This window comes from Cobetia sp. ICG0124, assembly GCF_004006355.1.
In the GTDB taxonomy this organism is placed as follows: domain Bacteria; phylum Pseudomonadota; class Gammaproteobacteria; order Pseudomonadales; family Halomonadaceae; genus Cobetia; species Cobetia marina.
Map to the genome: position 1 here is coordinate 1,571,656 of NZ_CP024893.1, position 24,294 is coordinate 1,595,949.

The window sequence follows — 24,294 nt, forward strand, 5'->3', positions numbered from 1 at the left end:
TTGTCATTCGTGGCCATTGCAGGCATCTTCTCGCTATAACTGATCGCCTGTTTATTTCTTTTTGGAATAAACTGAGAGCCTGGAGATACTTCTCTCGCCATGCATTGGAGAGGGCATCCAGGACGGCGGCTTCATGATTCCGCGCTGAGACCTGCCATGACTGTTCAAGATCTCCACGCCACGACGGTGAGTGACACTCCCTCCACGGCGCCTTCCATCGAGTATCAATTTCGCGATGACGCGGATGTGATCGCCTTTGCACGCCTGCATGTCGGCGATCAGTTGCCTGCCTTCACTATGGCCAGTGAGCTTCAGGTCGAGGAGATCGGCGATGGCAACATCAACTATGTCTATCGCGTCTGCACGCCGGACCGCTCAACCTCGGTGATCGTCAAGCAGGGGCTGCCCTGGGTGCGCATCATCGGCGAAAGCTGGCCGCTGTCGCTGGTGCGGGTACGCATCGAGGCCGAGACGCTGCAGTTCGAGGCCGATTGCGCGCCTGAACTGGTGCCGGCGCTCTATCACTTCGAGGAAGCCCGCTCGGCGATCGTGATGGAAGATATCGGCGATCACCGCAATCTGCGACACGCCTTCCTGGAGCGTGCGTCACTGCCGCAGCTGGGTCAGCAGATGGGGCATTTTCTGGCCACGACGCTCTATCGCAGCAGTGATCTGGCACTCGATGCCCACGACAAGAAGGCGCGCGTCGCACGCTTCACCAATCCCGATCAATGCAAGATCACCGAAGACCTGTTCTTCGTGGACCCTTTCTGCGATCACGAGCGCAACAGCATCAATCCGGCGCTGCGCAGCGATGCCGAAGCCCTGTGGCAGGACGCGGCACTCAAAGTGGAAGTGGCGGAGCTCAAGCAGCGCTTCCTGTCCACGCCCGAGGCGCTGCTGCATGGCGACCTGCATGCGGGCTCGATCTTCGTGCGTGAAGACAGCACCAAGGTCATCGACCCGGAATTCGGCTTCTTCGGTCCGGCGGGCTTCGATATCGGCAGCTGGCTGGCGGCGCTGTGGCTGGCAGCCTGCGCGCATACCGAACTCGAGGGTGAGGAGGGCGACAGGCGTGACTACGTGGCGCAGTTGCGTGCCCAGGCGGTCGCCAGTTGGGAAAGCTTTGCCCGCGAGTATCGTGAGCAGGCCGCCCACACGTCGGATGCCAGCTTTGCGGCACCCGGGGTGGCGGAACGATTGCTGAGCCGTATCCTGCGTGATGCGTTGGGTTATGCGGGCTGTGAGTTGATTCGTCGCACCATCGGGCTTGCGCACGTGCTGGAGCTTGAGTCGATCAACGATGATGCCGTGCGGGCGCGTGCCGAGCGCCGTGCCCTGGCACTCGGGCGTGAGCTCATCCTTGCGCGTGAGTCGCTGGAAGATCTCTCGGCGGCGGATGGCGTGGTCGCGCGTCTGCTGGGGTGAGGCATGCAGCGTCAGGGCTTTTCAATAAGAGACTTTCATGGCCCTGTCTTCCACGCCTTACAAGGTTGATCTCTCGCTGACCGACCTTGATCGTGGTGTCTACGAGACCCTGCGTTTTACCGTTGCCCGTCACCCCTCTGAAACCGAGCTGCGTCTGTGTGTTCGCCTGTTGGGCCATGCGCTGTGGTACAGCGAGAACATCGCATTCGGGCGTGGTCTGTCAGACGTCGATGAACCGGCGCTGTGGGAGAAGAGTCTGGATGGCCGCGTGCTGCACTGGATCGAGGTGGGCCAGCCGGATGCCGAGCGCCTGACCTGGTGTTCGCGGCGCACCGAGCGCACCTCGCTGCTCGCCTACGGTAGCCTGCGCGTCTGGGAAACCAAGGTGGTGCCGGCAGTGGCTGGACTGTCCAATCTGAGCATTGCCGCGGTTCCTGAGGGCGCACTGGACGCCATCACCGAATCCCTGCCACGCAACATCAAGTGGACCATGATGATCTCCGAGGGCACCATCTTCATCACCGATGACAATGGTCAGCACGAGATCAATCTGGAGTGGCTGAAAGGGGAGCGGGCCTGGCCTCACACCATGCTGATGTCGTGATCGACGATGAGTTGATCACGGCCGCTGGCCTTGGCGTGGTAGAGCGCCTCGTCGCTGCGTTGCACCCAGCTGCTGAGGGTATCCGGATGGCGCCGTTCACTGACCCCGGTACTGAAACGGATCACGCCGTGGGCCAGGGGAGACGCCTCACAGCTTTCACGCAACTGGCGATCGAATTCTCGGGCCACGGCAAGATTGCCCGGCAGCAGGATCATGAATTCCTCTCCCCCATAACGCCCGGCCTTGCCTGAGTATTCTCGGCTCAACGTCTGGATGTGCATCGAGAAGTGCGCCAGGACCTGGTCGCCGTAGGGGTGGCCGTGGGCATCATTGATCTGCTTGAAGTGGTCCAGATCACAGATCAGCAGACAGCTGATGTCGCGTCCGCTGAGGTGGTGTTCGGCGTGTTCATGGATCGTGCGGTGATTGTAGAGTCCGGTCAGACTGTCCAGTCGGCTCAGGCGTTCAAGCTTCTTTGCATAGGCGCGAGCCAGATCACGCTCCTCTCGAATGCGCTTGGCGTAACCGGCGATCACGAGGCTCAGCAGTCCGAACGCCAGGGTATAGCTGACCCCCATGTCCAGGCTGCGCATCGCGGTACTCGCGTAGGAGGAGACCAGTTGCGGGTTGGCCATCTCCCCCCACAGCAGAATCCAGGGCATCAGCATCAGGCCGCTGATGATGACGCCACGACGCAGACGGTCCGGCGGGAGAACCCCCAGCACGTAAGCGGCGGCCATGAGATAGAACAGCAGCGTCGGGCCCGAGGCGCCGTGATTGAAGACCCAGTTGCCCGGCAGCATCACGAAGGTCACCAGCGTGCAGAACAGCCAGGACATGCGGCTGAACTCCCCGTGGAAACGTGAGCGATACCACATCACCATGACCATCAGACTGATGACGGCAAGCGCCACGCTGTACGCGGGGACCGTCAGCTCCATCAGATAGTTGAAGACAGCGGAAAACAGGCCGATCAAAACGGCGGATACCAGAAACCCGTGGTGCAGAATCTGTCGTGCGGAGCCATTCTCGCCAACCAACCAGCGCCAGCTGGTGCCTACCATTTTTGCAAGACGAGTCATGGTACCTCGCGCGACGAATGACAAGAAATGTTCATATCGGGCTTTTCTTTTTGAGATCAATGCGGTACATTACGTCTCGTCTTGAGGGGGAAGCCTTTCAAGGACGAAGTCGGGACGTGGCGCAGCTTGGTAGCGCGCTGCAATGGGGTTGCAGAGGTCGCAGGTTCGAATCCTGTCGTCCCGACCAGAGGAGGTGAGAATGAAAACGGTTAACATTTACATGGAGAGTCGGTTCAACCCGGAGCGTTCCATCCTCAAGGAAAGCCTGGGGGATGGCTACGTGGCAAGGACCTGTGCGGCGCAAGCCCCCAACTTCCTGTTCGAGGTACATCAGGGACAGGACTTCGTGCTGGGGATAGAGGTCGCGGGGGCACGCAGTGCCGAATTCCTGTCGATCATCACGGAGGATTACGTCTATCAGCATCCCAGCATCGAGCCGAAGACGCTGGCGGAGTATCTCAAGAGTCGTGCGCAGCACCCGATCCGACGTCACGCGTAGCCCAGCACTCGTTGCAGTCGTGCGGCGTTGTCGGCGACCCATTGGGCATTGATTGGCCCCCAGTCCCGAATCACGTAATGACCGATGTTGTGACGTTGACCTTCCGCATGCTGGAATTCACAGACAATCTCGAGTTCGGCAAGTGCCGAGATGGTGTCCTGGGCGGTGCGCCTCGGCATGCCGGTGGCCTCGATGATGTCCGGCACGCTGTCGATCTCGTGGGCGATGAGATGCGCCACGAACAGGCGACGATAGAAGCTGGTCTGGGTCTTGCTGAGAACGGTGTCGGACATGCAGGCTCCGGAGGTCAGTGACTGAGCGTGTAGTCGATGGTGGTGACGACCCTGACCTGCTTGATATCGGGGGTATAGCTGTCGAGGTCCGAGATCGAGAAGTAGCCCTGGCTTGCATGCTTGATATGCCCCACCTGACTGCCGGAATCCTCGGCGAACTGTTGCGCGGCACGCCGTGCATCCGCGGTGGCGGCCGCGATCATCTCCGGCTTGAGAGCGGCAAGCCTCGTGAACAGGAATTCGGTGCGGTAGGCATAGTCCGCCGACAGCAGAATGCCGTCACGCACCAGCTCGCCGGTACGGGAAGCGCTCTGCTTGACGAGGTCCACCTCGGGCGAGCGCACCAGTACCGTGGCCTCGGCGCGGTAGCGCTCGTCAGGGCGCTGTGCGTTGTAGCTGTTGGCATGCAGGTCGGTTACCTGCGGTGACGTCACGCTGATCTGCTCGGACGGGAAGCCGCGAGCGGTGAGAAAGTCCCGAATCTTGCGTTCATCATCAGCCAGCGCCTCGTGCAGATCGGACAGGTGGTTGGCATTGACGCTGAAATGCAGTGGCCAGAGAGCCAGGTCTGCCTTGACGTCGCGCTCCGCCAGGCCCTTGACCGTCACCACCCGGTTGGACGCCTCCCAGACCTGTGCCGCTTCCTTGAGATAGCTGCCACTCCAGACCATCCCCACGGCCAGCAGGCCGCCCAATACCAGTGAGCTTGCGAGAGTGCGCATGTCACATCTTCCTTGAGCCGGATCAGTCCTGAACCTTGCCGCGCATCGCCTTGATCTTGCCCTTGCGAGTCTTGCTGTCGACCCGCCGCCGTTTGGCGCCCTTGCTGGGGCGAGTGGCGCGGCGTGCCTTCTGTACCTTGACGGCATCGAGGATCAGCGCCTTGAGGCGTGCCAGAGCATCTTCCTTGTTGAGTTCAAGGGTACGGTGGCTCTGGGCCTTGATGATGATGATGCCGTCCTTGCTGATGCGTTGATCCGACAGCTGCATCAGGCGTTCCTTGTAGAACGAGGGCAGGGTGGAGCGTTGCACGTCAAACCGCAGGTGGACGGCTGACGCCACCTTGTTGACGTTCTGGCCGCCATTGCCCTGAGCACGAACTCATGGATATTCCGCATCAACGCCTCGTCTATTTTCAGGTCACCATTGAAGCGGGGTCGATCCGGCAGGCTGCCGCTCGACTGGATATCGCGCCGTCAGCGGTCAGTCGCCAGATCGGATTGCTGGAAGAGGCGATGGCCGCCACGCTCATCGAGCGAACCCGTGATGGCGTACAGCCGACACGAGTGGGCGAGATGCTGCTGGACTACATTCAGCAGCGCGAACAGTTGGATCAAAGCTTCGGTGAGCGTCTGGATGCCTACCAGCGGCTGGAAACCGGCGAGATTCGCCTGATCATCGGCGAAGGCTTCGTGGGCGATCTCGTCAACATCCCCCTGCGCGCCTTCCGGGCCCAGTACCCGGGGATCACCCTCAAGGTCAATACCGGCAGCATGCAGAGCATCATCGACCGTGTGGTCGAGGATGAGGCGGATATCGGCCTGATGTACCACGAACGCGTGCACCCTCAATTGCGCTTCTGGCATTCAAGCCCACAACCGCTGGTGGCGATGATGTCCCCGGAGCATCCGCTGGCGGCGGTGAACCATGCGCTGACCCTGGAAGAGGTGGCAGCGCATCCCATGGCGTTGTGGGGCCCCACCCATGGAGTGCGTCAGCTGATGGATGACGGCTTTCGTGACGCGGGCGTACGTCCCCACATGGTGATGCAGACCAATTCCATGGAAGTGCTCAAGCAGGCTGCACGCTCGGAGCTGTGCATCACGCTGCTGCCGGCCTTCGCGGCTGCGCGCGAGCTGGAGGAGGGCGTATTGATCGCTCGTGATGTGGAATGCAGCGCCTTTCGCCAGGCACGCGCCCACATCATCACGCGGATCGGACGGCGCATGCCACGGGCCAGTCTGCAACTTCTGCGCCACCTGGAGCGCTGGATCACGGCCTTCAGTGGCCCCCGTCAGGAGTAGTTGAGCGGGAATATCGCTGAGCCAGCGATCACACAGATGATGGATGTCATCCTCATCCGCCGGGCACAGTTCGGGGGGTTGCCAGCGATCGAAGACCGCCTTCATCAACCCGGAAGGCAGCTTGAGGGTGGTCACGTAGCTGCGCGCCAGGCGCAGGTCGCGGCGCAGGGCACCGGTGGAGATACCGGAATCATAATCTCCCGGCAGCACCCAGCGCGGGAAATTCACCTCGCTGACGGCGCTGCGGCCGGCCCCCAGATTGATGGCATCGATGCAGGCGTGAGGCCGCACCCCGGCGCGATAGGCCATCGCGATCGCCTCTGCCGTGGTGATGAGATGGGCGGCGTGGAGATAGTCATTGGCCAGCACGGCCGCATGCCCACAGCCGGCATCCCCGACGTGCAGGTGGCGGGTAGCGATGGCCTCGAGCAGGGGCGTCATGCGTTGTACGGTGGCGTCATCACCGCCGACCAGCAGCGTGAGATGGCCTTCGCTCTCATCGCGAGGGTCGCGACTGGAAGCCGCTTCCAGCCAGTGATGGCCAGCCAGCCGGGTCTGCACGGCCAGCTCACGGCTGATGTTTACATCGCCCCGGCAGAGATCGACGATGACACTGCCCGGCGGTGCCAGTCGCAGCAGGCCTTCCTTGCCGGTCAGTACCTTCTGCACCTGTTGGGAGGTTGCCAGCGCCAGCAGGTAGACCTCGCTGGTGAATCAATCGCGCGTCAGCAACTCGCGCACCAGTGACGTCCAATAGCTGACCCCGATGGGGGTGGCAGCGTCGTTGAAGTCGTAGTTGGGGTTGTGCAGTGAGGCGCTGTCCTCGCCGTTGCCCAGCCAGATATAGGCGCCGGGGCACTCCTGCAGCAGATAGGCGAAGTCTTCCGAGGCCATGGAGGGCGGCAGATCGCGATGGACCTTCTGGATGCCGGGCAGTTGCGCCAGGACATTGGCACAGCGTTCGGCGTGTCCCGGAGTATTGAGGGTCGCCGGGTAGCGTGGCTGATAGTCGAACTCGACCTTGAGGCCATGGAAGGTCGCCATGGCATCGACGGCATCATGGAAGCGCTGCTGCAGGTGCGCCCGCAGTGCCGGGTCGAAACAGCGCAGCGTGCCACGCAGCTCGACCACTTCCGGCATCACGTTGAAGGCATCGCCGGCATGGAACTGGGTGATGCTGAGAATCGCGGTCTTGTGGGCCGGCGTCTCGCGGCTGATCAGCCCCTGAAGCTGGGTCACCAGCTGGCAGGCCGCCAGGATGGTGTCCTTGCCCAGATGCGGCATGGCCGCATGACAGCCATGACCGCTCAAGGTCAGGGTGAAGACATCGAAGGCCGCCATCACCGCCTCGTCATGCACGGCGGCTTCGCCCAGCGCCAGTCCCGGCCAGTTGTGCAGGCCGTAGATGGCCTCCATCGGGAACTGCTCGAACAGGCCATCCTCGACCATGCGGCGTCCGCCGCCTTCGTTTTCCTCGGCGGGCTGGAACACGAACACCACGCGCCCGGCGAAGTCCGGATCACGCGCCAGCATGCAGGCCGCGCCCAGCAGCATGGTGGTATGGCCATCGTGGCCACAGGCATGCATCTTGCCGGGTGTGTGCGAGCAATGTGAGACGGCGTTGGCCTCGGTGACATCCAGCGCGTCCATGTCGGCACGCAGACCGATGGTACGTCCCGGCCCCAGATTGCCATCCAGCACCGCCACCACGCCGGTCTCGGCAAGTCCGGTGGTGACCTCGAGACCCGCCGCACGCAGGATCTCGGCGACGCGCGCCGAGGTGCGGTGCTCCTCGAAGGCCGTCTCGGGATGCTGATGAAACTCATGACGCCAGCTGCGCAGCAGTGCCTCGTCGATGTTCTCGGGTAGTTGCATGCTGAATTCCTGTGGAAACCGGCACCCTGGAGTGCCGGCTTGAATGTGTTGAGAGGGGGGGGGAAGCAACGTGCGAAGCCCGTGTGATCAGAGCAGTGCCTGCGCCACGACCGCCGAGCCGATATAGGTGCCAGTGAAGACCAGCAGCGAGATGATCACCAGCTTCCAGCCTGCCTGGCGGAACATGCTGAACTCGCGCTTGCTCAGCGCCAGACCCGCGTAGCCGAGTACCGGCGTGACGATGGCAAGGAAGTTGACGAAGCTCAGCTGCTCGGTGATCCAGCCGCTGCCCGGGAACCATGGCAGCGTCATCAGGATACTGACCAGCGACACCCAGGCGATGGCCGGCAGATAGAAGGGCATCAGGCGAGCGACGCCAAGGCCGAGCATGGTCATCACGTAGAGGATCAGCATGCCGGGGGCGGCGTCGATCAGGCTGGCACCGTTGATGGTGTTGACCACCCAGCCGACCACACAGACCGCCGCGACCACCAGTGCCGTCTTGCCCAGCTGGTTCTCCGGGCGATCTTCAACCAGCGCCTCGGAGGCCAGCGTGGCTTCCTCGTCATTCATGGCGCCATTGTCGCCGGCTCGCTTGCGGCTGAAGAAGGTGAACAGACGCTCGGCGACCGGCAGGGCGATGAACAGGGACACGTAGAGGCCGGTGGCGTAGGTCAGCAGGTTGCTGGCGCCGGCAAAGGCCAACAGCTCTTCGCCCATCTCCGGCAGGGCACCGGCGATGGCGCCGGAACATGCCGCCACCATGCTGCCGCTGCCGACACCACACGCCATGGCCAGCGCACGCGGGTCGAAGATGTCCAGCGAGGTCAGGTAGCCCGCCATCAGCGCGAACCACAGGGTGCCGAACATGGTACCCACGACATAGACGCCCATCACGCCGACACCTTCCGGCCCCTTGAGGCCATATTTGTCGGAGATGATCGCGATATTGGGTTCCCGCGCGATGGAGTAGGTCGCGCCGATCGCCTCACGGCCCATCTTGAGCACCACGACCGCGATCGGCATCGCGATCAGCATGGTGCCCAGATTGCCCAGCTCCTGCAGGATCAGCGCCGGACCTGCCGAGATCAGTTGCTCGATGGCCGGGCCGATGGTGGAGCCGAAGCGGGCGATGAACGGCATGATCGACAGCAGGATGACCGGTCCTGCCGCCGCGCTGATCACCGGCGGGATGACGCGTTTCGTGCCGCTGAACAGGTGCGGATTGCACAGCACGGCCGCAATGAAGGCATAGAACAGGGGCAACAGCAGCAGGGTGCCGGGGCCGAGGGGGAACTTGAGGATACCGATCAGTTCGGCGCCGAGAGATAGCACCACGACCAGCAGATGCAACCGCCAGTCCAGGAGTTGAGCGAGGGGCATGTGGGACTCCGCTTGTTATTGTAGTTCAGTCGTCCGTGATCACGCGCAACAGCTCATGGCAGGCACCGAGGCTGTGATAGTCACACTTGGCGCCGGGCGAGCTCTTGAGGTCATCGAAACGCTGGTTGTCGGCATTCAGCAGGCGATACCAGGCGCCGTAGCGATGGTCGATGAAGTGCTGCCAGGCGTAGCCCCACAGGCGTTCATACCACTCGGCGTAGTGCGACTCGCCGGTGGCCTCGTTCAGCAGCGCTGCGGCCACCAGGCTCTCGGCCTGCACCCAGAAGTACTTCTCGTCGTCGCAGATGGTGCCATCCGGCGCGAAGCCGTAGTAGAGCCCACCACGTTCGCCGTCCCAGGCCAGATCCATCGCCGTATCGAACAGACGCTTCGCGGTCGGCAGCAGCCAGTCGTCATCGCGGTGACGCTTGAGCATCAGCAGCAGCTTGGCCCATTCGGTCAGGTGGCCCGGCTGGAAGCCCCAAGGACGATAGAGGTTCTTGGGGTCGTCGCGGTTGTAGTCCCAGTCGACGTTCCAGTCGCGATCGTAATGCTCCCAGATCAGGCCATCGGCCTTGGCGGCCTGACGCTGGCAGATGTTGCGGGCCAGGGTCATGGCCCGCTCCAGATAGCGTTCGTCATCCGTGGCTTCAAAGGCGGCCAGCATGGCTTCACAGGCGTGCATGTTGGCGTTCTGGCCACGGTAGTCGGATAGCGTCTGCCAATCGGCGCTGGCTTCATCGGCGTACAGACCGTGATGCTCCGACCAGAAATGCTGCTCCATCAGGGCGTGGGTCTCGTCCAGCCAGCCGCGGGCCTCCTCGATACCGGCGCGCCAGGCCGTCGCGTAGGCCAGCATCACGAACGCCAGTCCGTAGCACTGGTTGGTATGATCCGCCTCGCCTTGCTCGCTCAGCGACCACAGGTAACCACCGGTCTGCGGATCGAGATGCACCTCGCGCAGATAATCGATGCCATGACGAGTCGCGGCCAGACACGCCTGGTCACCGGTGCGCAGATATTCCATCGCGAAGTTGAAGATCATCCGCGTGCTGCTGACCAGATGACGCGCTGCGGGTGCATACACGCTGCCGTCATCACGATACGCCTGGAAGTAGCCGCCGCGTTCCTGATCCACCGCGCGCGGCAGATAGAAGTCCATGATCGAGCGGATATGCGTGTCCAGAAAGCCGCGGCTGGCGAACGTTGCCGGCATGGGCGGTACCGCCTGGCGTGACAGCGGTGCCTTCTGCGGCGCCTGCGCCAGTGGCGTGAGTTGTTGAGGCTGTTGCTGAGAAGTTTGTGGAGAGGCGTGCTGAGTCATCAGGAGACCTCCTCGACGCCGGACGCCGCCTTGCTGGCGGTGAAGCTTTCCAGCGGGTTGAGCCAGTAGAGGTCCATCGCTGCCGTCCAGGAGAAGTCGCGACCGCCACAGCCTTCGCCGGTCACCGAATTGAAGTATTCATAGTAGCCTGCCGCCGCGATGCACTGCTGGCTGGCCTGCTTGATCCGGTCGGCCTCGCGGGACATGCCATATTCCTCACAGCCGATGGCCAGCATCCAGTTGATGTGCAGCCAGCTCGGCCCGCGCCAGTAGCGCTTGGGTTCGAAGCGGGTGCTGGCCGGGTGGGTGGAGGCGACACCGAAGGGCGCCTGTTCCAGCCAGTCCTCGAGCAGGCCGCCCATGCGCTGCGCCTGGGCACCGCTGGCGACCCCGGCGAACAGCGGCAGGATACCGGCGGTGGTGACGTGCTCCAGCAGCACATTGGCACGCGCATCGCGGCTGAGGAAGCAGCCCAGCTCATCGCTCCACAGCGCCTGCACGCCTTCCTCGGTGCGCGCCAGCGACTGCTTGAGGCTGTAAAGCGCCTCGCCGTGGGTGTTGACCAGGCCAAGCCCGGCGGCATCCTCTTCGCACAGCGCGATCAGGTCGCGCGTGCCACGGTGCAGGATGGAGATCAGGCTGATGTCCTCGACGCGGTACGGGCAGTCGCGATACAGCACCTCGGCGTCGTGCTCGTTCTGCTGGAAGAACTTCACCAGATAGATGTAACGATCATATTCGTACTTGTGCGGGCGCTCGGACGGATCGACCAGCCCCGTATCGCGACGCACGTATTCGGCATCGACCGGCGGCACGCCAGCCAGCGGGCCATCCCACTGGGGGCTGTTGTCCATGCCGGACTCCCAGGGGTGATAGCTGCACACGCGGCCGGTATGTTCCGGATCACGGTCGCGGTAGAACCACAGGTGATAGCGGATGACGCCAGGCAGGGTGGCGGCCAGTTTCTCCTCGGCAAGCCGGCGGTCACGGCCTTCCTCGAACAGCAGCTTCATGACGCTGGCCAGCACCGGCGGCTGGGAGATGGCGCTGGTCGCCGGGCTGCGCTGGACACCCCAGACTTCCGGCCCCGGGAAGTAGGTTTCCGCATCCCCGTGGAAGACGATGTGCGGCACCATGCCGTTGTCCCACTGGCCTTCCAGCAGACGCTCGATCTCACGCCAGGCACGTGCCTCGTCACCGGCGGCCAGCCAGCCCAGCGCGGTGATGGCGGCGTCCCAGTTCCACTGGAAGGGGTAGAGGCCACGCGTGGGGACGGTGTAGCCGCCCAGGTCGTTGAGCTTGAGAACGTCGTGAGCGCTGAGCGCGTCGAGCTTGGCATTCATGTAAGTCGGCTCCGTTCGGGATGACAGGTTCGAAATCAAAGGTTCTGGATCAAAGGTTCTGGATCAAAGGTTCGCAATCAAAGGCTCGCAATCAAAGGCTCGGGTCGAAAGGGATCAACACGCCTCACGCCGACATCAGCTGGCCGCTGTGGTCATAGAAGCGCATCTTCTCGGCCAGCGGCCGGATGTGGATGTCACTGCCATTGGCGATCTCCAGGTCACTCGGTACGTTGACGCGCAGCATCTCGTCCCCGAAGCGGGCAGTCAGCTGCTTGTGGGAGCCCAGCAGCTCCGTGACCAGCACACGGACCGGCGCGAAGTCCTCGGTGGGCTCGAAACGCACCTCGAAGTCCTCGGGGCGGATACCGCACCTGTGGATCTGGCTGGCGGCCGGGGCGGCCTGGTGCCAGCGCGCATCCGGGGCGATGAAGTTCATCGGTGGATTGCCGATGAAACTGCCGACGAATTCGGTCGCCGGATAGTGGTAGATCTCGGAGGGCGGCGCGTACTGCTCGATCTGGCCTCCCTTCATGACCGCGATGCGGTCGGCCAGGCTCATGGCCTCGACCTGATCATGGGTCACGTAGATGGTGGTGGTGTCGGAGGCGGCGAGGATGGTCTTGAGCTCGGCGCGCATCTCCAGGCGCAGCAGCGCATCCAGATTCGAGAGCGGCTCATCCATCAGCAGCACTTCCGGTTCCATCGCCAGGGCACGCGCGACCGCGACCCGCTGACGCTGACCGCCGGAGAGCTGGCCGGAGTAGTGATCCAGACGGTCCTCGATGTGCATCAGCTCGGCGGTTTCCTTCACCTTGCGCTGGATGTGCGCTTCGCTGTCCTTGCGCACGCGCAGGCCGAAGGCGATGTTCTCCGCCACCGTCATGTGCGGGAAGACGGCGTAGTTCTGGAACACCATCGCGATGCGGCGATCCCGCGGTGCCAGTGAGGTGATCTCACGCTCGCCGATGCGGATCGAGCCGCTGCTCTCGTACTCCAGCCCCGCGATGATGCGCAGCAGGGTGGACTTGCCGCAGCCGGACGGGCCGAGCAGCACGGTGAATTCCTTGTCACGGATCTCGAGATCGATGGACTTGAGGATTTCCTGCTTGCCGAACTGCTTGCGTACGGCACTGATCTGGATGGCTGACATGGTCGGACTCCTTGGTGACCACCGTCGTCATGCATTGGCCGGTTGAAGGGCCGTACGCTAGCGGTTGGAAATGCCCCACATGCTGAACAGGTACTTGCGGATCGCGAACAGGAACAGCAGCGCCGGGACGACCAGGATCAGACCGCCGGCGTATTTGATCTCGGCGGGCGACTCGGAAAGGCTCTGGACCAGAAAGGCCGTCAGGGTGCGGTTCTCGACGGTGAGAATCGCCGAGGCGAACACCTCGTTCCACGAGATCACGAAGGCGAATACCGCAGAGGCGGTGATGCCCGGCGCGGCCAGCGGCAGCACCGCGCGGCGGAAGGCCTGCCAGCGGTTGCAGCCCATCAGCCAGGCAGCTTCCTCGAGTTCCACCGGGATGCCCATGAACAGGCTCGAGGTGATCAGCACCGCGAAGGGCAGTGCCAGGGTGGCGTGGACCATCGCCAGCCCCAGGATGGAGTCATCGATGCCCACCTGGATGAAGATGACGGCCAGCGGCAGCGCCAGCAGCGGCATCGGGAAGGCACGCGACAGGATGATGATCAGACGAAAGGCGTTCATGCCCGGAAACACGAAGCGGGCCAGCGCATACCCGGCGGGAGCGCCGAGCACGATGGCGATCACCATCGTGAAGGCGGCGGCCAGCAGCGAGTTGCCCAGCGCACTGATCACGCCCTGGTAGTGCCAGAAGAAGTCGAGGGTCTCGAAGCTCAGCGCTGGGGTCAGGGTCTTGGGCCAGCCGCTGATCTGCTCCGGGGTGCTGACACTGTTGAGCATCAGCAGGCCGATGGGCACCAGCACCCACAGCACCAGAATCGCGACACCGGCACGGAACAGCCATTTCCAGGCCATGTCATGACGGCGTGGCTTGTGTGCGCTCTGCGCCTGCGCCGGGGCCTGGGAATCGGAACGAGAAGACACGGGAGCCGGCATGATGGCCTCGGATGTCGTGGATTTCATCAGCGTGCCTCCTTCGGAACGTTGAGGAACTTGAGGTAGCAGCCGGTGATGACCACCGAGATCAGCATGATCAACACCGCGTAGGCGGAGGCGGCGCCGGTCTGCTGATAGAGGAACTGCCAGTCGAAGGTCTCGCTCATCAGTACCGGCATGTCGCTGCCGCCCAGCATCATCACCACCGCGAAGACTTCCAGCGCCAGCAGGGTGCGCAGGATCAGTGCCGACTGGATGCTCGGGCGCAGCATCGGCAGGGTGATCTTCCACAGGCGCTGCCAGTAGCTGGCGCCGAACACCTGACCGGCCTCGTCATATTCCTTGGGGATCAGCCCCATGCCCGACACCAGGATCACCAGCACGATGGCGGTGCCGCGCCAGATTTCCGCGACCACCACTGCCAGGAACAGCGCGAAGGCGTTCTGATAGTTGAGCCACGAGGTTGGCGCATCGATCACGCTGACCGCGCTCAAGAAGCTGTTGAGAAACCCGAACTGTTCCAGGATCGCCAGCCAGATGATGCCGGCGGCCAGATCGGAGATGCCCAGCGGGATGGTCCAGATGTAGAGGATGCTGTCGCGCCCCTTGTTCATCTTTGTGACCATCAGCGCCATGCCGATGGCCAGCACCAGCTGGACCGGCACCACGACACCGGTGAGCAGCAGGGTGTTCTTGAGCGAGGGCCAGAAATTGAAGTCCTGATAGATGCGCGTGAAGTTGGCGAGACTCACGCCGCCGTCAGGCTGGGTGAAGGCCTGGGCGAAGATCTCCAGAAAGGGGTAGAGGAAGAAGGCGCCCATGAACAGCAGGCTGGGGGCGATCAGGTAATAAGGTAGCCAGCGATCGTGCTTCATCTTTGCTCACCTTTGACGTTGTTGTGATGGCGTGTCGGAAGGGTTTCGTGGCACCGGGTCGGCATGACAGGGGTTGGCGTACCGTCATGGCGACCCGTCGAGGGCTCGTGTGAGCGAATTACTTGACCGGGCAGGGGCCGTCGCTGGGCGTGTCCGGCAGCCAGCAGCTGGCCCCTGCGGTGTCGATCAGCGTCTGCAGGCGTGGGGCGAGAATATCCAGCGTCTCCTCGATGTCGGCGTCGCGCAGCACGATCTGCACGAAGGCATCGCGGTAGATCTTGTTGAACAGGCCCGCCTGTTGCCCCAGGCCGCTGGGCAGCAGGGACAGCACGGCATCCTCGGCGGAAGACTGTGTCGCCACCGCCTTGCCGGACATGCGAATGCTGGCGGGCAGATCATCAGGCAATTCAGCGGTGACCACGGGGAAGAAGTTGGTGGCGCGCAGGGTGCGAATCTGGGCGTCGGGCGTCATCAGATAGCGGATCAGCTTGCGACTGGCTGCGGGGTCGGAGGCATTGGCCGGCATCGCCAGTCCTGCCACCACCGGCATGTAGCCGCGACCGCTGGGGCCTGCCGGCGCCGGGAAGGCCACGAAGTCATCGGGACGCTTGTTGAAGGCATCCTTGAGGCGCGCGGTGTGATCGAACGCCACCCATACCTCACCATTGAGCAGCGGTTCCTGCATGAAGCCGTAGGCGGTGGAGCGTGGATTGGTCACCGCCCAGATCTCGCGGAACTTCTGCCACATGGCCACGGCATCGGCGCTACGGAACTCGCGCACCACCGAATGGGTGAAGGACGGGTAGAGATAGCCTTCCAGGAAGCGGTGGATCAGCCCCTTGCGACCGGCCGGGAAGCCCAGCTTGGGCTGGCCGGTGGCGGTCTCGAGATTGCGCCCCCAGGCCAGCAGCTCGTCATAGCTCAGTGCATCGAGATCCGCGCCTTCGGGCAGGTAGGGCAGCGCCTTGCGATTGGCCGCCATGATGTAGGTGGCCTGCATCCAGGGGATGTAGCGCTGCTGCTCGCCGCCCAGCTTGCCCAGCGTCAGGTATTGCTCGCTGATGCCCTTGTCCTTGAGCGTGCTTGCCAGCGTATCCAGTGGCGCGAGAATGCCGGGCGTCAGCGAGCCCAGCTCGCCATGCAGGCCGCCGAGCAGGTCCAGCGCGCCTTCGGGACTCGACTTCTCCGCCTCCAGTCGTGACAGGAAGGTACCGGTTTCCTGCGGCATGTAATCGATGGACTCGGCGTAGGGGGCCAGGGCGATCTCGCGCATCTGCTGGGCCTCTTCCAGCGGTCTGGCCTGGGTGCTGAAGAAGGTGATGTCAGCGAGGGCGGACGTACTGCCCAGCAGCGCCAGCAAAGCGAGGGCGGTTGGCATCTTGCGCATGGAGGTCTCCCCGGTCGGGTGTTGTTTTTCTGGCGTCACGCTGACCACGTTCTGGCGATGGCGTTTTCAGATCAGGCGTTTTGCGGTCAGGCGTCTGTCGTCGTGAGGTCAGGCGATGGTTCTGTGTGATCAGGCATGTGTGCTCAGGCATGTGTGATCAGGCATGTGTGCTCAGGCAGTGGTATCGCGCAGCAGCAGGTCGTAATCGAAGCAGCGATGGCGTGGCGCGCCCTCCTGCGGGGCCAGCACCAGTTCGATCAGCGCCTGACTGACGGTCTCGAAGGAGATGTCCAGCGTGCTCAGGCTGGGCTGCTGGTACATCAGCGGTGGCAGGTTGTCCGCCCCGATGATGGCGATATCCCGGCCGGGCGCCCGCCCGCTCTCGCTGACGGCTTCCATCACGCCGTAGGCGAAGATGTCGCTGGCGCACACGAAGGCGGTGGGGGCATCGGCACTCGCCAGCACCTCTCTGGCGACCTGATAGGCGCTGGCGTAACCGTGGGGGCAGTGGCGCGAGCTGGGGGCGAGACTGGCCTCGCGCATGGCCTGCAGGTAGCCGGTCTCACGCTCCACCGCGGTATAGAGATCGCTGAAGAAGTTGAGGAACAGGATGTTGCGATGTCCCTGCTGGATCAGATGGCGAGTGGCGCGCAGGAAACCATCGGCGGCATTGATGTCGACCCAGTCGTGCTCGTCGGCGCGGCCGGTGCGACCGTGGGTGACGAAGGGGACACCGCTGTCGAGCAGGAAATCGACGCGCGGGTCCTGGATGCAGGTACGCGCCACCACGAAGGAGTCCACCTTGCCGCCATCGATGAAACGCTTGTAGGTCTCCAGCTCGTCGCGGTCTTCCGGCACCGTGGTGACGATGAGGTCGTGCTCCGGTGCGGCATCGTGCAGTGCCTGCCCCAGCGCCACCAGCAGGCGGGTGTTGAACTGGTCACGAAAGTCGCCCTGGGCGCCGTTCATGATGTAGCCCACCGAGGAGGTGCGCCCGGTCTTAAGGCGGCGTGCGCTCTGGTTGGGTTGATAGCCCACGTCGTTGGCGAAGGCCTGGACTCGTTCACGCGTCGCTACGCTGACATCCTCGAACCCCCCCAGGGCGCGAGAGACGGTGGTCACCGAGAGCCCCAGTTCAGTGGCGAGATATTTCAGCGTGATCTTCGGTGGCATGGTGCCGGGTGGGACGAACCAGGCGGCCCTGAAGTTCCTCAAGCGAGACGCCCTTGGTTTCGGGCATGAAGAACAGCACGAAGATCAGCTGCAGCAGCATCATGAAGGCGAAGAAGGCGAATACCGGCCCACCGCTGAACTGGCTGAGGATGGTGGGCATCAGCAGCGCGATCAGGGCCGCGAAGATCCAGTGTACGGAGCTGCCGAAGGACTGGCCCATGGCACGGACCTTGTTGGGGAAGATCTCGGAGATGAATACCCAGATCACCGTGCCCTGACTCATGGCGTGCGCCGCGATGAACACGCCCAGCAGGATCGGCACGCCATAGCCGCCCATGGCGGAGAAGTCCTCGAGATGGAAGGCCCAGGCGATCAGGCACAGCGACAGCAGATAGCCGGCCGAGCCGATCAGGATCAGGGTGCGGCGGCCCAGCTTGTCGATCAGTGACATCCCCAGCATGGTGAAGACCAGATTGATGACCCCGATTCCGGCCGTCGAGAGCAGGGCGGCGCTCGATTCCAGCTGCGCCTCGGCCAGAATGCGCGGCGCGTAGTAGATGATGAAGTTGATGCCGGAGAGCTGATTGAAGGCCGCGATCAGGAAGGCGAACAGGATCGGCAGACGATAGCGCCAGGCGAACAGACGGGTGTGCTGCTTGGCACTTTCCTCGCTTTCGGTGCCACGGATGATGGCGATTTCCTCGGCGATGTCGGCCTTGGGATTGATCAGTCGGATGATCTCGGCGGCGGCCGCCTCGTCATTGCGCTTGAGGATCAACCAGCGCGGGCTGCGCGGTACCTTGCAGATCATCAGCAGGTAGAGCGCGGCCGGCACGGCTTCCACCCCCAGCATCCAGCGCCAGTTCTCGCCGTCCATGAAGCCGATGAAGTAGTTGGAGACGAAGGCGATCACGATCCCGAACACCACGTTGAACTGGTAGAGCCCGACCAGCGCGCCCCGGCGCTCGCGGGGGGCGATCTCGGAAATGTAGATGGGCGCTGCCACGGAGGACGCGCCAACACCCAGACCCCCCAGCAGGCGGAAGAACGAGAACAGGTAGGGGTCGGTGGCCAGCGCCGAGCCCAGCGCCGAGACCAGATAGAGGATCCCGATCCCGATCAGGGTCGCGCGGCGGCCGAAGTGATCTGTCGGCCAGTTGCCGAAGATGGCACCGATGACCGTGCCCCACAGTGCCATCGACATGATGACCAGGCCGTGCATGAGGTCGCTGAGACCCCACTGGCTCTGCAGAGAGGTGTCCGCACCTGAGATGACAGCGGTATCGAAGCCGAACAGGAAGCCGGCGAGAGCGACCGTGATCGACCATTGAAGAATGCGTGGCATGGCGTAGCTCATCCAATGAGGCGTGAAGGAAAGACATTCACCCTTGATTGACTCAGGAGGCCGAAGGATGGCAACCCCGACACTGCAGCCCCATGTCGAGAGCTTCTTCGACGAAGACAGCAATACCTTCACGCATCTGGTGCGTGACCCGCACTCCCGGCGTTGCGCGATCATTGATCCGGTACTGGATTTCGATTACCCCGCAGCCCGCACCACCACGCAGTCGGCGGATGCCCTGCTGGCCCACATCGCGGACGAGTCGCTGGAGGTGGAATGGATTCTCGAAACCCACGTCCATGCCGACCACCTGTCGGCGGCCGCCTACCTGAAAGACAAGCTTGATTGCCAGCTGGCGATCGGGGCACGCATCCGTGAGGTGCAGGACATCTTTGCGGACATCTTCGCGGCCGAGGCGGGTTTCGCGCGTGACGGACGTCAGTTCGACCGCTTGCTGGAAGAGGGCGACAGCCTGGCCATCGGCGGGCTTGAATGCCGCGTGCTGCATACTCCGGGCCATACGCCTGCCTGCGTGAGCTATGTGATCGGTGACGCCGTCTTCGTCGGCGATACGCTGTTCATGCCCGATTACGGCACCGCGCGCTGTGACTTCCCTGGCGGTGATGCGCGCACCCTGTACCGCTCGATCCACAAGGTGCTGGCGCTGCCTGACAGCACCCGCCTGTATCTGTGTCACGACTATTCCGCCGAAGGGCGCGAGGGCTTCTGTTGTGAGACCACGGTCGGGGAGCAGCGCCAGCACAATATCCACGTGCACACCGGGATTGATGAAGCGGCCTTCGTGGCCATGCGTTCGAAGCGCGATGCCGGGCTTGGCATGCCGCGCCTGATGCTGCCGGCGGTCCAGGTCAACATGCGGGCCGGCCAGATGCCGCCTGAGGACGCCAATGATCAGGCCTATCTCAAGATTCCGCTCAATCTGCCCCCCAATGCCCACAAGGTGGTGATTCTGGGAGGAGGGGCCGGCGGGATTGCCGTGGCAGCCAGCCTGCTCAAGCGTCAGGCCGGCATGGATATCGCCATCGTCGAGCCATCGGAGCAACACAGCTATCAGCCGGGCTGGACGATGGTCGGCGGCGGGATCTTCACCCCGGAGTCCACTCGCCGGCCGATGTCCACGGTGATGCCCAAGGGCGTGCACTGGTATCGCGAGTCCGTGGTGGGCATCGACGCGGACGCGCATGAGGTCACGCTGGGGGATGGGCGCAAGCTTCGCTATGAGCGTTTGGTGGTGGCCATCGGGCTTGAGCTGGACTGGGCGGCCATCGAAGGCCTCGAAGAGACCCTGGGCAAGAATGGCGTCACCTCCAACTACCGCTATGATCTCGCGCCTTACACCTGGCAGCTTGTGCAGTCCCTGCGCAGCGGACGTGCGCTGTTCACCCAGCCACCGATGCCGATCAAGTGTGCCGGCGCCCCCCAGAAGGCGATGTACCTGTCCTGCGATCACTGGCAGCGTGAAGATGTGCTCGGTCAGCTGGAGGTCACCTTCCACAACGCCGGGGGCGTGATGTTCGGCGTGCCGGCCTATGTGCCTGCGCTGGAAGAGGCCGTGAAGGGCTATGGCATCGAGGTGCAGTTCCATCAGCGTCTGATCGCCGTGGATGGGGAAGCGCAGACGGCGCGTTTCGAGGTGGCGGCGGCCGAGGAAGGCGGTGAGCCGCAGATCGTCGAGCAGTCCTTCGACATGCTGCATGTGGTACCGCCCCAGAAGGCGCCGGCCTTGATCAAGGACTCGGGGCTTGCCAACGCCGCTGGCTGGCTGGAGCTTGAACCCGAGACCCTGCAGCACATCACCCATCCCGACATCTTCGGTCTGGGAGATATCAGCGGCACCTCTAACGCCAAGACCGCCGCGGCCGTGCGCAAGCAGGCGCCGGTGGTGGTGGAGAATCTGCTCGCGACCCTGGCCGGCGACTCGCTGGCGGCGGGCTATCGTGGCTATGGCTCCTGCCCGCTGACGGTGGAGAACGGACGCATCGTGCTGGCGGAATTCGGCTACGGCGGTGAGCTGCAGCCGACCTTCCCCAAGTGGCTCAATGACGGTACCCGCCCGACGCGCCTGGCCTGGCAGCTCAAGGCACGGGGCCTGCCGTTCATCTACTGGAACCTGATGCTCAAGGGCCATGAGTGGCTGGCGCGTCCGGCGTCACGCGATGTCTGAGCCGTCCGAGCTGACCAACGCACGCTCGCGCGGCGCGCTGGCCCGCTGGCTGCCGCTGGCGGGTTGGCTTGCCCAGTATGATCGCCAGAGCCTCGGGCGAGATCTGCTCGCGGCGGTGATCGTCAGTGTCATGCTGGTGCCGCAGGCACTCGCCTATGCGCTGCTGGCGGGGCTGCCGGCGCAGGTCGGCCTGTATGCCAGCATGTTGCCGCTGGTGCTGTATGCGCTGTTCGGCACCAGCAGCACGCTGGCTGTCGGGCCGGTGGCGATCATCTCGTTGATGACGGCGTCCGCCATCGCAGGCATGAGCGGTGCCGATGGTGCCGCGCTCTCGACGCCCGAGATGCTCGCCGCTGCGCTGCTGCTGGCGCTCATCTCCGGTGCCATGCTGGTGGCGATGGGGCTGTTGCGGTTGGGGGCGCTGGTGAATTTCATCAGCCACCCGGTGATCTCCGGGTTCATGACGGCCTCCGGTGTCCTGATCATCGCCAGCCAGCTCGGGCCCATGAGCAGCCTGCGCCTGAGTGGCGGCAATCTGCTCGAGATGGGGGAGTCGTGGCTGTCATTGCCGCAAGGGGCCGGCGTGCATTGGCCGACACTGGCCCTCGGGCTGGGCTGCTGGGCCGCCCTGACGCTGGCGCGTCGTCATCTCAAGCAGGGCCTGATGGCCCTCGGGATGCGCGAGAGCGCGGCGGGCATGCTGTGCAAGACCACGCCGATCCTCGCCGTCATCCTGTCCAGTCTGCTGGCCTGGGGGCTGCGGCTTGGCGAGCAGGGCATGGCACTGGTCGGCAGCGTGCCCGGCGGCTTGCCCACCCTGAGCCTGCCGTCCCTTGTCAGCAATGACTGGTCGGGACTGCTGGTGTCGGCGCTGCTGATCAGCGTGGTCGGCTTCGTCGAGTCGCTGGCACTGGCCCAGACCCTCGCCGCGCGTCGGCGTCAGCGCATCGACCCCGACAAGGAGCTGATCGCGCTGGGGCTCTCCAACATGGGCGCAGGCGTCAGCGGCGGCATGCCCATCTCGGGCGGGCTGTCGCGCTCGGTGGTCAACTTCGATGCCGGGGCCGCCACGCCACTGGCGGGGGCCTTCACGGCCATCGGCATTCTGCTCGCCAGTCTGTGGTTGACGGACTGGCTGGCGTGGCTGCCACGCGCGACGCTGGCGGCCATCATCATCGTCGCCACCAGCAGTCTGATCGACCTCGCGGCGATCAGGCGCACCTTCCGCTACTCGAAGGGCGATGGGACGGCCCTGATGATCACGCTGATCATCACCCTCGTGCAGGGGGTGGAGAGCGGCATCATCGTCGGCATCCTCGTGTCACTGGGGCTCTATCTCAAGCGCACCAGCCAGCCGCACAGTGCGCTGGTCGGACGCGTGCCGGGCAGTGAGCACTTTCGCAATGTCGAGCGACATGAGGTCGAGACCGACCCGGAGCTGGCGATACTGCGCATCGATGAGAGCCTGTATTTCGCCAATGCGCGCTATCTGGAAGACACCGTGCTGGCGCTGGTAGCACAGCAGCCGTCGCTCAGGCATCTGGTGCTGGCCTGCCAGGCGGTCAACCTGATCGATGCCTCCGCGCTGGAAAGTCTGGAAGTCATCAATGAACGCCTGACGGCAGCCGGGGTGTCGCTGCATCTGAGTGAAGTGAAGGGCCCGGTGATGGATCGCCTCAAGCGCTCTGAACTGCCGGCCAATCTCGGCGGCGAGATCTATCTCAGCACCTTCGATGCCTGGCAGGCACTGAGCATCCACGGCAGCCATTGTGGCCAGTGCTGCGCACGGGATGGGGTCAGCCAGACGGCTGCGGCCGGCTGATAGGAGAAGGCGCTGGTTTCATGGGAAAGCCGTGAAGAACGCCCCGCCTCGGGGATTGCCGAGGCGGGGCGTTTTCGTCATCTGATCAGGCAAGACGCTCAGCCAATACGTTCAGTCAAGTACCGGCCCGATGATGTGCTTGACCTCCAGATAGCCCGCCAGGCCCCACGGGCCCAGTTCACGGCCGATGCCGCTGCGCTTGAAGCCACCCCAGCTGGCCTGTACCAGCGGTAGCTGCTCGCTGTTGTACCACACCACGCCTGCGCGCAGACGGCGGCCGACCTGCTGGGCGCGCTTGGCATCACCACTGACCACCGTGGCCACCAGCCCGAAATCGCTGTCGTTGGCGAGGCGAATCGCCTCGGCCTCATCCGCCACGCGACGTGAGCACAGCACCGGCCCGAAGATCTCCTCACGCCACAGACGGCTTTCCACCGGGACATCGGTGTAAAGCGTCGGCGCCACGAAGTAGCCCTTGGTCGGCAGGCTGCGATGGGTATCATCGCGCAGCGCCGTCAGACCTTCCTCGCGCGCCACATTGAGATAGCCCAGCACGGTGTCACGTTGACGGGAGCTGGTCATCGGGCCCATCTGGGTCGCGGCGTCCAGCGGGTCACCCAGCACCAGCGCGTCGATACGACTGGCCAGGGCGGTGTGCAGGTCATCGGCGATGGCCTCATGCACCAGCAGGCGCGAGGTGGCGGAGCAGATCTGCCCGGCATTGAAGTAGATGCCGGCCATCACCCAGTCAGCGGCGTCGTCGATGTCGGCATCTTCCAGCACGATGATCGCTGACTTGCCGCCCAGTTCCAGTGACACCCCACGCGTACCGCAGGCCGCCGCCTGCATGACCTTCTCGCCGACCACATTGCTGCCGGTGAAGGATATCTTGTCGATGCGCGGATGACGCGTCAGCGGCGCGCCGATGCCTTCGCCATCGCCGTGCAGCAGGTTGAACACGCCTGCCGGCAGTCCGGCTTCCAGGGCGATCTCGGCCATCACCTGCTCCGGCAACGGCGTCACTTCAGACGGCTTGATCACCAGGGTGCAGCCCGCGGCGAGCGCCGGCGCGACCTTCCAGGCGCTGGTGACCAGCGGGAAGTTCCACGGCGTGATCAGTCCCACCACGCCGGCCGGCTCCTGATAGCTGTGCGCCGCATAGCCTTCGACATCATGCGCTACCACCGCGCCCTGACGGGCATCCAGCGCGCGTGCCTGCTCGGCGTAATAGCGGTAGCAGCCGATGGCGTCATCGAGATCGATCTCGGTCTCTGCGCGAATCTTGCCATTGTTGCGGCATGACATTTCCACCAGCGCTTCCCGGCGAGATGTCAGCCCCTCGGCGAAGGCCTCCAGATAGACGGCACGCTCGGCGCCACTCAGTGCCTGCCAGCCCTCGAAGGCATTGGCAGCCGCCGTGACGGCGGCCTCCACATCACGCGCATCCCCCGCCGTCACCTCGGCGATGACGGTTTCCTCGAAAGGATTGGTGACCGCCAGACGGCGCTCGCCGTGGGACTTGACCCACTCGTTGTTGATGAACTGCTGATCGAGCTTGTGCATTGAAGT

The 24,294-nt window shown here is 63.8% G+C and carries 21 protein-coding genes, 1 tRNA gene and 1 pseudogene; 8 read left to right on the forward strand and 15 right to left on the reverse strand.

Going from position 1 to position 24,294, the window contains the following annotated elements; all coding sequences use genetic code 11:
* The first annotated feature begins 156 nt into the window (after positions 1–156).
* Together mtnK and CU110_RS07285 are read left to right on the forward strand one after the other, a co-directional pair.
* A complete protein-coding gene (gene mtnK / locus CU110_RS07280) occupies positions 157–1,428 on the forward strand; it encodes an S-methyl-5-thioribose kinase (protein WP_084208552.1) in 1,272 nt (423 codons plus the stop codon).
* Between the two features lie 37 nt (positions 1,429–1,465).
* Positions 1,466–2,032 carry a YaeQ family protein gene (locus tag CU110_RS07285; protein ID WP_127735212.1) on the forward strand — a complete coding sequence of 189 codons (567 nt, stop codon included), beginning with the start codon at positions 1,466–1,468 and terminating at the stop codon, positions 2,030–2,032.
* Here CU110_RS07285 and CU110_RS07290 read toward each other — a convergent pair.
* On the reverse strand, positions 2,011–3,114 hold the full coding sequence (locus CU110_RS07290; protein ID WP_127735216.1) for a GGDEF domain-containing protein: 1,104 nt from the start codon (positions 3,112–3,114) through the stop codon (positions 2,011–2,013). The two genes, CU110_RS07285 and CU110_RS07290, sit on opposite strands and share 22 nt — an antisense overlap.
* 110 nt (positions 3,115–3,224) lie before the next feature.
* On the opposite strand from CU110_RS07290, the gene CU110_RS07295 reads away from it, so the two are divergent.
* Both CU110_RS07295 and CU110_RS07300 read left to right on the forward strand, forming a co-directional pair.
* Positions 3,225–3,301 (forward strand) — tRNA-Pro (locus CU110_RS07295).
* Positions 3,302–3,313: 12 nt separating this feature from the next.
* Positions 3,314–3,613, forward strand: a complete 300-nt coding sequence (locus tag CU110_RS07300) for a hypothetical protein (RefSeq protein WP_127735219.1) — start codon at positions 3,314–3,316, stop codon at positions 3,611–3,613.
* Here CU110_RS07300 and CU110_RS07305 read toward each other — a convergent pair.
* The 3 genes and pseudogenes from CU110_RS07305 to arfB all read right to left on the reverse strand — a co-directional run.
* Entirely contained in the window at positions 3,604–3,906 is a 303-nt protein-coding gene (locus tag CU110_RS07305) for a winged helix-turn-helix domain-containing protein (protein WP_084208558.1), read from the reverse strand. The genes CU110_RS07300 and CU110_RS07305 overlap by 10 nt on opposite strands.
* A gap of 14 nt (positions 3,907–3,920) precedes the next feature.
* Positions 3,921–4,628: an SIMPL domain-containing protein gene (locus CU110_RS07310; RefSeq protein ID WP_084208559.1), complete on the reverse strand. Its 708-nt coding sequence runs from the start codon at positions 4,626–4,628 to the stop codon at positions 3,921–3,923.
* Positions 4,629–4,650: 22 nt separating this feature from the next.
* Positions 4,651–5,007: pseudogene (gene arfB, locus CU110_RS07315) on the reverse strand (alternative ribosome rescue aminoacyl-tRNA hydrolase ArfB); the annotation flags it as partial.
* 2 nt (positions 5,008–5,009) lie between these two features.
* Between arfB and CU110_RS07320 the strand changes: the two are divergent.
* Positions 5,010–5,930 carry a LysR family transcriptional regulator gene (locus tag CU110_RS07320; RefSeq protein WP_084208561.1) on the forward strand — a complete coding sequence of 307 codons (921 nt, stop codon included), beginning with the start codon at positions 5,010–5,012 and terminating at the stop codon, positions 5,928–5,930.
* Positions 5,931–6,677: a hypothetical protein gene (locus CU110_RS16795; protein WP_240665518.1), complete on the forward strand. Its 747-nt coding sequence runs from the start codon at positions 5,931–5,933 to the stop codon at positions 6,675–6,677.
* Here the strand turns inward: CU110_RS16795 and CU110_RS07330 are convergent.
* The 10 genes from CU110_RS07330 to CU110_RS07375 all read right to left on the reverse strand — a co-directional run bounded on the left by CU110_RS07330 (position 6,645) and on the right by CU110_RS07375 (position 18,895).
* Positions 6,645–7,805 (reverse strand): M20 aminoacylase family protein, encoded by a 1,161-nt coding sequence (locus CU110_RS07330; RefSeq protein WP_084208563.1) that lies wholly within the window; start codon positions 7,803–7,805, stop codon positions 6,645–6,647. The genes CU110_RS16795 and CU110_RS07330 overlap by 33 nt on opposite strands.
* 87 nt (positions 7,806–7,892) lie before the next feature.
* Positions 7,893–9,188: a DUF3100 domain-containing protein gene (locus CU110_RS07335; protein ID WP_084208564.1), complete on the reverse strand. Its 1,296-nt coding sequence runs from the start codon at positions 9,186–9,188 to the stop codon at positions 7,893–7,895.
* Between the two features lie 25 nt (positions 9,189–9,213).
* A complete protein-coding gene (locus CU110_RS07340; protein WP_346427178.1) occupies positions 9,214–10,512 on the reverse strand; it encodes an AGE family epimerase/isomerase in 1,299 nt (432 codons plus the stop codon).
* The gene (locus CU110_RS07345; protein ID WP_084208565.1) at positions 10,512–11,855 is read right to left on the reverse strand and encodes a trehalase family glycosidase; all 1,344 of its coding nucleotides are present in this window, start codon (positions 11,853–11,855) and stop codon (positions 10,512–10,514) included. Before CU110_RS07345 ends, CU110_RS07340 begins: the two co-directional genes overlap by 1 nt.
* Positions 11,856–11,979: 124 nt before the next feature.
* Positions 11,980–13,005 carry an ABC transporter ATP-binding protein gene (locus CU110_RS07350; protein WP_077375967.1) on the reverse strand — a complete coding sequence of 342 codons (1,026 nt, stop codon included), beginning with the start codon at positions 13,003–13,005 and terminating at the stop codon, positions 11,980–11,982.
* 57 nt (positions 13,006–13,062) lie between these two features.
* Positions 13,063–13,968, reverse strand: coding sequence for a carbohydrate ABC transporter permease (locus CU110_RS07355; RefSeq protein WP_205632754.1), 906 nt, complete (start codon positions 13,966–13,968; stop codon positions 13,063–13,065).
* Positions 13,968–14,816: a sugar ABC transporter permease gene (locus CU110_RS07360; RefSeq protein ID WP_077375970.1), complete on the reverse strand. Its 849-nt coding sequence runs from the start codon at positions 14,814–14,816 to the stop codon at positions 13,968–13,970. The genes CU110_RS07355 and CU110_RS07360 overlap by 1 nt, the downstream gene beginning before the upstream one ends.
* 118 nt (positions 14,817–14,934) lie before the next feature.
* Positions 14,935–16,203 (reverse strand): extracellular solute-binding protein, encoded by a 1,269-nt coding sequence (locus CU110_RS07365; protein WP_127735225.1) that lies wholly within the window; start codon positions 16,201–16,203, stop codon positions 14,935–14,937.
* A 171-nt stretch (positions 16,204–16,374) separates the two neighbouring features.
* Positions 16,375–17,376 (reverse strand): substrate-binding domain-containing protein, encoded by a 1,002-nt coding sequence (locus CU110_RS07370; protein WP_127735228.1) that lies wholly within the window; start codon positions 17,374–17,376, stop codon positions 16,375–16,377.
* The gene (locus CU110_RS07375) at positions 17,339–18,895 is read right to left on the reverse strand and encodes a sugar porter family MFS transporter (RefSeq protein WP_127735231.1); all 1,557 of its coding nucleotides are present in this window, start codon (positions 18,893–18,895) and stop codon (positions 17,339–17,341) included. Before CU110_RS07375 ends, CU110_RS07370 begins: the two co-directional genes overlap by 38 nt.
* On the opposite strand from CU110_RS07375, the gene CU110_RS17930 reads away from it, so the two are divergent.
* On the forward strand, positions 18,789–20,903 hold the full coding sequence (locus tag CU110_RS17930) for an MBL fold metallo-hydrolase (protein ID WP_127735234.1): 2,115 nt from the start codon (positions 18,789–18,791) through the stop codon (positions 20,901–20,903). The genes CU110_RS07375 and CU110_RS17930 overlap by 107 nt on opposite strands.
* Complete coding sequence (gene sulP / locus CU110_RS07385; RefSeq protein WP_084208570.1) at positions 20,896–22,725, forward strand: sulfate permease; 1,830 nt, start codon at positions 20,896–20,898, stop codon at positions 22,723–22,725. Before CU110_RS17930 ends, sulP begins: the two co-directional genes overlap by 8 nt.
* A gap of 111 nt (positions 22,726–22,836) precedes the next feature.
* On the opposite strand, the gene CU110_RS07390 is transcribed toward sulP, so the two are convergent.
* Positions 22,837–24,288 carry an aldehyde dehydrogenase family protein gene (locus tag CU110_RS07390; RefSeq protein ID WP_084208571.1) on the reverse strand — a complete coding sequence of 484 codons (1,452 nt, stop codon included), beginning with the start codon at positions 24,286–24,288 and terminating at the stop codon, positions 22,837–22,839.
* Positions 24,289–24,294 lie beyond the last annotated feature (6 nt).